The sequence below is a fragment of the Kingella pumchi genome (assembly GCF_022288825.1).
GTDB classification, from domain to species: Bacteria; Pseudomonadota; Gammaproteobacteria; order Burkholderiales; family Neisseriaceae; genus Kingella_D; species Kingella_D pumchi.
This window is the reverse complement of sequence record NZ_JAKOOW010000024.1, coordinates 1-8,658: the sequence shown is the minus strand read 5'-3', so window position 1 is coordinate 8,658 and position 8,658 is coordinate 1. Positions and strand designations below refer to the sequence as shown.

6 protein-coding genes are annotated in these 8,658 nt (G+C 59.8%); 3 read left to right on the top strand and 3 right to left on the bottom strand.

What is annotated here, in order from left to right; genetic code table 11:
- Positions 1-34 precede the first annotated feature (34 nt).
- Entirely contained in the window at positions 35-835 is an 801-nt protein-coding gene (gene cysE, locus MB824_RS06105) for a serine O-acetyltransferase (protein WP_238746874.1), read from the bottom strand.
- Between the two features lie 270 nt (positions 836-1,105).
- On the opposite strand from cysE, the gene MB824_RS06100 reads away from it, so the two are divergent.
- Positions 1,106-2,170 carry a 2,3-butanediol dehydrogenase gene (locus tag MB824_RS06100; protein ID WP_238746873.1) on the top strand — a complete coding sequence of 355 codons (1,065 nt, stop codon included), beginning with the start codon at positions 1,106-1,108 and terminating at the stop codon, positions 2,168-2,170.
- A 75-nt stretch (positions 2,171-2,245) separates the two neighbouring features.
- Here MB824_RS06100 and MB824_RS06095 read toward each other — a convergent pair whose 3' ends face one another.
- Positions 2,246-2,713 carry an FxsA family protein gene (locus MB824_RS06095; protein ID WP_238746871.1) on the bottom strand — a complete coding sequence of 156 codons (468 nt, stop codon included), beginning with the start codon at positions 2,711-2,713 and terminating at the stop codon, positions 2,246-2,248.
- Between the two features lie 166 nt (positions 2,714-2,879).
- Here MB824_RS06095 and MB824_RS06090 point away from each other — a divergent pair, with 166 nt between their 5' ends.
- Complete coding sequence (locus MB824_RS06090) at positions 2,880-3,551, top strand: peptidoglycan DD-metalloendopeptidase family protein (protein WP_238746866.1); 672 nt, start codon at positions 2,880-2,882, stop codon at positions 3,549-3,551.
- A gap of 249 nt (positions 3,552-3,800) precedes the next feature.
- Positions 3,801-7,640 carry a DUF3683 domain-containing protein gene (locus MB824_RS06085; RefSeq protein WP_238746864.1) on the top strand — a complete coding sequence of 1,280 codons (3,840 nt, stop codon included), beginning with the start codon at positions 3,801-3,803 and terminating at the stop codon, positions 7,638-7,640.
- A 72-nt stretch (positions 7,641-7,712) separates the two neighbouring features.
- On the opposite strand, the gene MB824_RS06080 is transcribed toward MB824_RS06085, so the two are convergent.
- Entirely contained in the window at positions 7,713-8,462 is a 750-nt protein-coding gene (locus tag MB824_RS06080) for a DUF6796 family protein (protein ID WP_238746854.1), read from the bottom strand.
- Positions 8,463-8,658 lie beyond the last annotated feature (196 nt).

The following is an 8,658-nucleotide window of genomic DNA, read 5'->3' as shown; positions in this document are numbered from 1 at the left end:
CAGGCTGCCTTGCGGGAAAAGGCAGCCTGAAAACTCAAATCACAAACAGATAATCGTCGGCGCTGAAGCTCTGGTCCATATCGTCGGCGGGGACGTTGGTGGACACGCCGACGGTTTTGGCCGGCACGCCGACCACGGTGGTCTGCGCATCGACATCGCGCACCACCACGCTGCCGGCGCCGATTTTGGCGCAGTGGCCGATGCGGATGTTGCCCAGTATCGAGGCGTTGGCGCCGATCATCACGCCGTTGCCCACTTTGGGGTGGCGGTCGCCCGATTCTTTGCCCGAGCCGCCGAGAGTGACGCCGTGGAGAATCGAGATGTCGTCGCCCAGCACCGCGGTTTCGCCGATAACGATGCCGGTGCCGTGGTCGAACATAATGCCGCGGCCGAAGCGGGCTGCGGGGTGGATGTCGATGCCGAAGACTTCGGAGGCGCGGTTTTGCAGGAAATACGCCAGCGTGCCGCGGCCGCGCTCCCACAGCCAGTGGTTGATGCGGTGCGCCTGAATGGCGTGAAAGCCTTTGAAATACAGAAGCGGCAGGAAATAGCGATCGCAAGCCGGGTCGCGCTCGTAGCAGGCGTTGATGTCGGCCTGCGCCGCTTCGACGATTTCAGGATCGTCTTCCAGCGCTTCCAGATAGATTTCGTTGAGCGCGCGCGCGTCCATGGTGCTGCCGCAGAGTTTGCTCGACAGATGAAAGGCCAGCACTTTGGCCAGGCTGTCGTGGCGCAGAACCGTCAGGTGCAGAAAACTCGCCAGCATCGGCTCTTCGGCGGCGGCGGCGGCCGTTTCGCTGCGGATGGTCTGCCACATATTGAATCGGTTGGGCATTGGTGTTCCCCTTATGGTGTCGTGGGGCGAACTATACTGGCTTTGCCGCTTTTGATAAAGCCGGCGTTTCAGGCTGCCTGCAGGCGGAAAAACGGCTGGGGCAGCCTGAAAACGGGCGGGTGTTTTTCAGGCTGCTTTTTCTTTTTGCCGACAATGATTTCAGGCTGTCTGTTACCCAAATGCAGGCGTATAATGGCCGCGCCTGCCGTGCGGCGGCAGTCGGAAGCCGTGCGGTCTGGCACCCGTCTTTTTTCCATAAGGAGCTTCACAATGAAAGCAGCACGTTTTTACGACAAAGGCGACATCCGCATCGAAGACATCCCCGAGCCTACCGTAGCCCCCGGCACGGTCGGCATCCAGGTGGCCTGGTGCGGCATCTGCGGCACCGACCTGCACGAGTTTATGGAAGGGCCGATTTTCATTCCGCCCTGCGGCCATCCGCATCCGATTTCCGGCGAATCGGCGCCGGTAACGATGGGGCACGAGTTTTCCGGCGTGGTCTATGCCGTCGGCGAGGGCGTGGACGACATCAAGGTCGGCCAGCATGTGGTGGTCGAGCCCTATATCGTGCGCGACGACGTTCCCACCGGCCCGGGCAGCAACTACCATCTTTCCAAAGACATGAACTTTATCGGCTTGGGCGGGCGCGGCGGCGGTTTGTCGGAAAAAATCGCCGTCAAACGCCGCTGGGTGCATCCGATTTCCGACAAAATCCCGCTTGATCAGGCTGCTTTGATCGAACCCTTGGCCGTCGGCCACCACGCCTATGTGCGCAGCGGCGCCAAAGCGGGCGACGTGGCGCTGGTCGGCGGCGCCGGCCCCATCGGCCTGCTCTTGGCTGCGGTGCTCAAAGCCAAAGGCATCAAAGTCATCATCACCGAATTGAGCAAAGCGCGCAAAGACAAAGCCCGCGAATCGGGCGTGGCCGATCATATTCTCGATCCGTCAGAAGTGGATGTGGTCGAAGAAGTGCGCAAGCTCACCGGCGGCGAGGGCGTGGACGTGGCGTTTGAATGCACCAGCGTCAACAAAGTGCTCGATACGCTGGTGGAAGCCTGCAAACCGGCGGCCAATCTGGTGATCGTGTCGATTTGGAGCCATCCGGCCACCGTCAGCGTGCACAGCGTGGTGATGAAGGAATTGGACGTGCGTGGCACCATCGCCTACTGCAACGACCACGCCGAAACCATCAAGCTGGTGGAAGAGGGCAAGGTCAATCTCGAACCCTTTATCACCCAGCGCATCAAGTTGGACGAGTTGATTTCCGAAGGCTTCGAGCGCCTGATCCACAACAACGAATCGGCGGTGAAGATTATCGTTAATCCGAATCTGTAAGCGTTTAAAACGACAAGGCAGCCTGAAAAGCGTAGAAAACTTTTCAGGCTGCCTTTGATATGCAAAGCCGCTTGCTTAGGGCTGTTTGCTGTTTTTATCGCGCACCACGAACTCGCCTTCGATAATGTCGCCGTCGCCAACACCGCGCTCAAAAGGGGCGCTTTGGCTGAAACCGCCTTGGGAAAAACGGTTGGAATCGAAGCCGTTTTGACCTGCGGCGCCGGCACTTTGCCCGCCGCCCAGCGGCAGCAGCAAAAAGAGCGCGACGATGTCAGAAAGAAAGCCGGGCATCAGCAGCAGCAAACCGGCCAGCGGAATGCGCAGCGGCAGCAGGGCGCGATACAGCGAAGTGCCGCCGCCCATCAGGCCGCCCAGCAGCATAATCCGCGACAGCCGCCCGCCGCCCAAGAGCGAAGAGCCGGCAACAAAAGCCAGCAGCAGCAGGCCGAAAACGGCCAGGCCGCCGATTATTTTCGCCGCCCAAAACAGCGACAGCACATCCAAAACCACAAAGACCAAAAGCAGGGTCAGCAAAGGGCGCATTGTTATCCTTTCTCGCGCGAAGGGTGGAAATTCTGCGTTCAAATAAAGCCGCCGCCGCCGCTTTGCAAGGGCGGCGGCGTTTTTTTGCTGTAAAAACGCGTAAAGCGCGCGGGTGGCGGCAGCCGGCGGCGTTTGTTAGAATGAATTTTTTACTTCGGGAAAAACGATGAAAAAAAACCTGCCCCTGATCCTTTCCGCCCTGCTGCTGGCCGCCTGCGCCGGCAGCGCTTCCAAAAACGCCGGCGGCTGCGGCAAAGCCGCACCCGGCCACTACTGCGTCAAAAGCGGCGACACTCTGTATAAAATCAGCCGCCGCTTCCGCGTGGATCTGGGCAGCCTGAAAAGCTGGAACGGCCTGCGCAGCGATACCATCGTGCCCGGCCAGATGCTGCGGGTGGCGAAAAACGCCGGCACCGCGCCGGCGGCAACGCGCAGCAGCGGCAGCATTGCCGGCGGCAGCAACAGCGGCTTGCCATCCAGTGCGCCCAGCCGGCTGCAGCGGCCGTTGGAAGGCGCGGTGCTCAAACCCTTTACCCCCGGCCTGCGCGGCATGGAGTTTGCCGCCGCCAGCGGCACACCGGTACGCGCCGCCGCCGCTGGCTCGGTGGTTTATTCCGGCAATCTGAAAAGCTACGGCAAAATCGTGATTCTCAACCACGGCGGCGATCTGATCACGGTGTATGGCTACAACAGCAGCATTTCGGTGGCCGAAGGCGCCAAAGTGGCCGCCGGCCAGCAGGTATCGGTATCCGGCCGCAGCCCGGCCGGCGAAGAAGCGCTGTTTTTCCAAGTGCGCCGCAAAGGCAAACCGGTCAATCCGGAAGAGTATTTCAAATAAAGCCGTTTTTTGCTTTCAGGCTGCCTTTTCCCGCAAAAGGCAGCCTGAAAACTTTGGGCGGCGCTTTCAGGCTGCCTGCAATCTGCAGCGGCAAGCCGCAAGCGAATCATGGCCGGCGCAAATATTTTTCACGCCGCCGCAGGGAAAATCCTTTACAATTCTTGACACCAAGAAAAACAAATACCGCCGCCACCCGCCAAGCAGCCTGAAAACGGCACGGCTTAAGCGCGGCTTTAAAAGGACACCGCCATGACCGCAAACACCACCGCCGCCCCCGCGCGTATGCGCGAAATCCCCTACAACTATACTTCCTACACCGACCGCGAAATCGTCATCCGCCTGTTGGGCAATGAAGCCTGGCAGACGCTGGAAGACTTGCGCGCGCAGCGCAAAACCGGCCGCTCGGCGCGGATGCTGTTTGAAGTGTTGGGCGATATTTGGGTGGTGGAGCGCAATCCGTATCTGGTCGACGATTTGCTCGCGCACCCCAAGCGCCGCGCGGCTTTGGTGGGCGAGATGCGCCACCGTTTGGGCGAAATCCACAAGCGGCGCGACGACAATCCGCAGGTTGCCCTACTCGTGGCGGCGGCCGAAGCGGCGGTGAAGCATTTTGACGAAAGTTTTGACGACACCCGCGCCAAGCGCGAGCGCATCTTGCAGCGGCTCTCCAAAATCACCAAGCCGCACAATATTATGTTTGACGGGCTGGCGCGGGTAACGCACGTGACTGACGCTACCGACTGGCGCGTGGAATATCCCTTTGTGGTGGTCAACCCCGATACCGAAGCCGAAGTCGCGCCGCTGGTGCGCGCGCTGATTGAGCTGGATCTGGTGATTATTCCGCGCGGCGGCGGCACGGGCTACACCGGCGGAGCGGTGCCGCTGGATGCCAACAGCGCGGTGATCAATACCGAAAAACTCGATTTGCACGGCGGCGTGCAGTATGTGCCGCTGGCCGGTTTGGACGGAAAGCATCCCATCATCCATTGCGGCGCGGGCGTGGTAACGCGGCGGGTGGAAGAAACCGCGCATCAGGCGGGGCTGGTGTTTGCCGTTGACCCGACTTCGGCCGACGCATCCTGCGTGGGCGGCAATGTGGCGATGAACGCCGGCGGCAAAAAGGCGGTGTTGTGGGGCACGGCGCTGGACAATCTGGCCTATTGGCAGATGGTGAACCCGCAGGGCGAATGGCTGCGCATCGAGCGCGTGCGCCACAATTTCGGCAAAATCCACGACGAAAAAACGGCGGTGTTTGACGTGCACACGCTCGATTCAGACGGCCTTAAAGCCGTGAAAACCGAGCGGCTGGAAATTCCCGGCCACAAATTCCGCAAAGTCGGCTTGGGCAAAGACGTTACCGACAAATTCCTCAGCGGCCTGCCGGGCGTGCAGAAAGAAGGCACCGACGGCATCATCACCAGCGTGGCCTTTGTGCTGCACACCATGCCCAAGCACACGCGCACGGTGTGCATGGAATTTTTCGGCACGGTGGCCAAAGCCACGCCGTCGATTGTCGAAATCCGCGATTACCTGCTCGCACACGAGAGCGTGCGGCTGGCCGGTTTGGAGCATTTGGACTGGCGTTATGTCCGCGCCGTCGGCTACGCCACCAAAGCGGCCGGACGCGGGCGGCCGAAAATGGTGTTGCTGGCCGATATTGTGTCGGACGACGAAGCCGCCGTATCCGCGGCTGCCGAGCACATTTGCGAGTTGGCGCGCGCGCGCGAAGGAGAAGGCTTTATCGCCGTGTCCCCCGAAGCGCGCAAAACCTTCTGGCTCGACCGCAGCCGCACCGCCGCCATCGCCAAACACACCAACGCCTTTAAAATCAACGAAGACGTGGTGATTCCATTGGAGCGGCTGGGCGAGTATTCAGACGGCATCGAGCGCATCAATATCGAATTGTCGATTCAAAACAAGCTCAAACTGTGCGACGCGCTGATCCAATATCTTTCAGGCAGCCTGCCGGTGGACAAAATGGACACCGACCTGCCCAGCGCCGAATTATTGGGCGACCGCGCCCGCCACGCGCTCGCCCATGTTCAAGCCGTGCGCGAACGCTGGCAATGGCTGCTCGATCATCTCGATTCTCCCCTGGCCGACTATAAAACCCTGTTCGGCAGCGCCGTTCAGGCTGCTTCGGAAGCGCGCGACGACGAGAGCTGCTTTATCGCATTTCGAGATTTCAGGCTGCGTGTGTCGGTAAAAACCGATGTGATGAAGCCCTTGGCCGATATTTTCAGCGGCAAGGCCGATGCCAAAATCAACGCCGCGCTGGGCAAAATCCACAGCAAAACCGTGCGCGGTCGCGTGTTTGTCGCCCTGCACATGCACGCGGGCGACGGCAACGTCCACACCAATATCCCCGTCAATTCAGACGACTATGAAATGCTGCAAACCGCCCACCGCGCGGTTGAGCGCATCATGCGCATCGCACGCCGTCTGAACGGCGTGATTTCCGGCGAACACGGTATCGGCATCACCAAGCTCGAATTTCTCACCGACGAAGAAATGCAGCCCTTTTGGGACTACAAAGCGCGCGTCGATCCACAAGGCCGCTTCAACCGCCACAAACTGATGAAAGGCTCCGACCTGCGCCGCGCCTACACGCCCTCGTTCGAGCTTTTGGGCGCGGAATCGCTGATTATGGAGAAATCCGAACTCGGCACCATCGCCGAATCGGTGAAAGACTGCCTGCGCTGCGGCAAATGCAAGCCCGTCTGCTCCACCCACGTTCCCCGCGCCAACCTGCTCTACAGCCCGCGCAACAAAATTCTCGGCGTGGGTTTGCTCACTGAAGCCTTTTTATACGAAGAGCAGACGCGGCGCGGCATCTCGGTGAAACACTTTGAAGAACTCGGCGACATCGCCGACCACTGCACCGTCTGCCACCGCTGCGTCAAACCCTGCCCGGTCAACATCGACTTCGGCGACGTAACCGTGGCCGTGCGCAATTATCTTGCCGATGCCGGCCACAAACGCAGCACGCCCGTAGCCGCCGTCGGCCAAGCCCTGCTCAACGCCACCAGCCCCCGCGCCATCAAAGCCCTGCGCACCGCCATGGTGCGCACCGGCTTCCCCGCCCAGCATTTCGCCTACAAAGTCGGCAAACTGCTGCCGCTGGGCACCAAAAAACAAAAAGCCGAACCCAAAGCCACCGTCGGCAAAGCGCCGGTAACAGAACAAGTTATCCACTTTATCAACCGCCCGCTGCCCAAAAGCGTGCCCGCCAAAACCCCGCGCGCCATGCTCGGCATCGAAGACGACAAAAGCATTCCTATCATCCGCAATCCGCAAAGCGCGGAAGACGCCGAAGCCGTGTTCTACTTCCCCGGCTGCGGCTCAGAGCGCCTGTTCAGCCAAATCGGCCTGGCCGTGCAGGCCATGCTCTGGCATGTCGGCGTGCAAACCGTTTTGCCGCCGGGCTATATGTGCTGCGGCTATCCGCAGGAAGCCAGCGGCGACCGCCAGCGCGCCGACAAAATGAGCACCGACAACCGCGTCGCCTTCCACCGCATGGCCAACACCCTGAATTATCTCGACATCAAAACCGTCGTCGTCAGCTGCGGCACTTGTTACGACCAGCTCGAAAAATACCGTTTTGAAGACATCTTCCCTGGCTGCCGCATCATCGACATCCACGAATACCTGTTGGAAAAAGGCGTGAAACTCAATGGCGTGCAGGGTCAGCAATACCTGTACCACGACCCCTGCCACACTCCCATCAAAACCATGAACGCCACCCAAATGGCGAGCGAGCTCATCGGCCAAAAAGTCGTATTGAGCGACCGCTGCTGCGGCGAGAGCGGCATGTTCGCCGTCAAACGCCCCGACATCGCCACCCAGGTCAAATTCCGCAAACAGGAAGAAATCGAGAAAAACCTGAAACAACTGCCGCAGGGCGAACCGGTAAAAATGCTCACCACCTGCCCCGCCTGTTTGCAGGGCTTAAGCCGCTACGCCGACGACAACAATATGCCCGCCGACTACATCGTCATCGAAATGGCGCGGCACATCCTGGGCGAAAACTGGCTCGATGAGTTTGTCAAAAAAGCCAACGCCGGCGGGGTGGAGAAGATTAGGTTGTAGGGGTAAAGGCCGTCTGAAAACGCCGTTATCCAAACTACTGCCCAAAAAAACAAATGCCGTCTGAAATGCTTTTCAGACGGCCTTTTTGCGCTGCAGGCAGCACCATGCGGAGAGAAAAAACACCAGCTGTGCCAGATTGAAGGTTGCGCCGCCGACAGCAGCGGCCAAAGCGGATTCGGGAAACAGGCGGCACGAAAAAGCGATCAGCACCCCAAGCGGCAGCGGGTTAAACCATGCCGCCCGACGCGGCAGCAGTGTTCGCCCGCGCGCAGTCTGCACCAGCAAAATCAGAAAAGCCGCCGCCATACTGCCCACCGAAGCCCACCAATGGACGGCGAGCACTTTATAAAACGCGGCAAACTGCTCCAGCAGCAGTGCATGGTCGGCAGGCGCGGCGTGCAGCAGGGTTTTCGCTGACATGCCCAGATAGTAGAAACCGGCATGCCCCAAGGGCGAGAGCGCGTAAGCCGAAAACAGCAGCACAAAACAGGCCACCGCCGCCCGCCCCCTGCCCGCCAAACGGTAAACGCCGAAAGATGCCGCCAGATAAAGCGCCACGGAAAAAGTCGCAAACACAACGCCGTAAAACAGCCGCCCGGGCGAAGCGTCGAGCATCAGCAGAGCCAGATCCGCCTTGCCGTCCAAATCCGCCGCCAGCGTTTGCGACAGCAGCGGGTATTTTTCTCGAGCGGGCACAAAACCCACCAGCAGCATATCGGCCGCGCTCCAACACAGCGCCGCCGCCGCGCCTGCGGCCAAAAGGCCGTCTGAAAACCGGTTTTCGTCGCCGCTGCCGTTTTCATTCCGTGTATTGCCGTTCATTGTAGTGCCCCATTGTAAATGACAGACAAACGCATTTAATCAAAACCCCGCTGCCGTGTCCAACCGGCTGCGGCTTTCAGACGAACTTTGAGACCGTCTGAAACATTGAACTGCCGTCATTCCCGCGCAGGCGCACTACTGTCCGGAATAAATAACCCATACAAATCAGCATGCCAAGTACTTGACTTCAAAACAA

Bases quoted from the DNA above. Each gene is read 5' to 3' on its own strand.
- cysE (WP_238746874.1), bottom strand. From the start codon at position 835: ATGCCCAACCGATTCAATATGTGGCAGACCATCCGCAGCGAAACGGCC.
- MB824_RS06100 (WP_238746873.1), top strand. From the start codon at position 1,106: ATGAAAGCAGCACGTTTTTACGACAAAGGCGACATCCGCATCGAAGAC.
- MB824_RS06095 (WP_238746871.1), bottom strand. From the start codon at position 2,713: ATGCGCCCTTTGCTGACCCTGCTTTTGGTCTTTGTGGTTTTGGATGTG.
- MB824_RS06090 (WP_238746866.1), top strand. From the start codon at position 2,880: ATGAAAAAAAACCTGCCCCTGATCCTTTCCGCCCTGCTGCTGGCCGCC.
- MB824_RS06085 (WP_238746864.1), top strand. From the start codon at position 3,801: ATGACCGCAAACACCACCGCCGCCCCCGCGCGTATGCGCGAAATCCCC.
- MB824_RS06080 (WP_238746854.1), bottom strand. From the start codon at position 8,462: ATGAACGGCAATACACGGAATGAAAACGGCAGCGGCGACGAAAACCGG.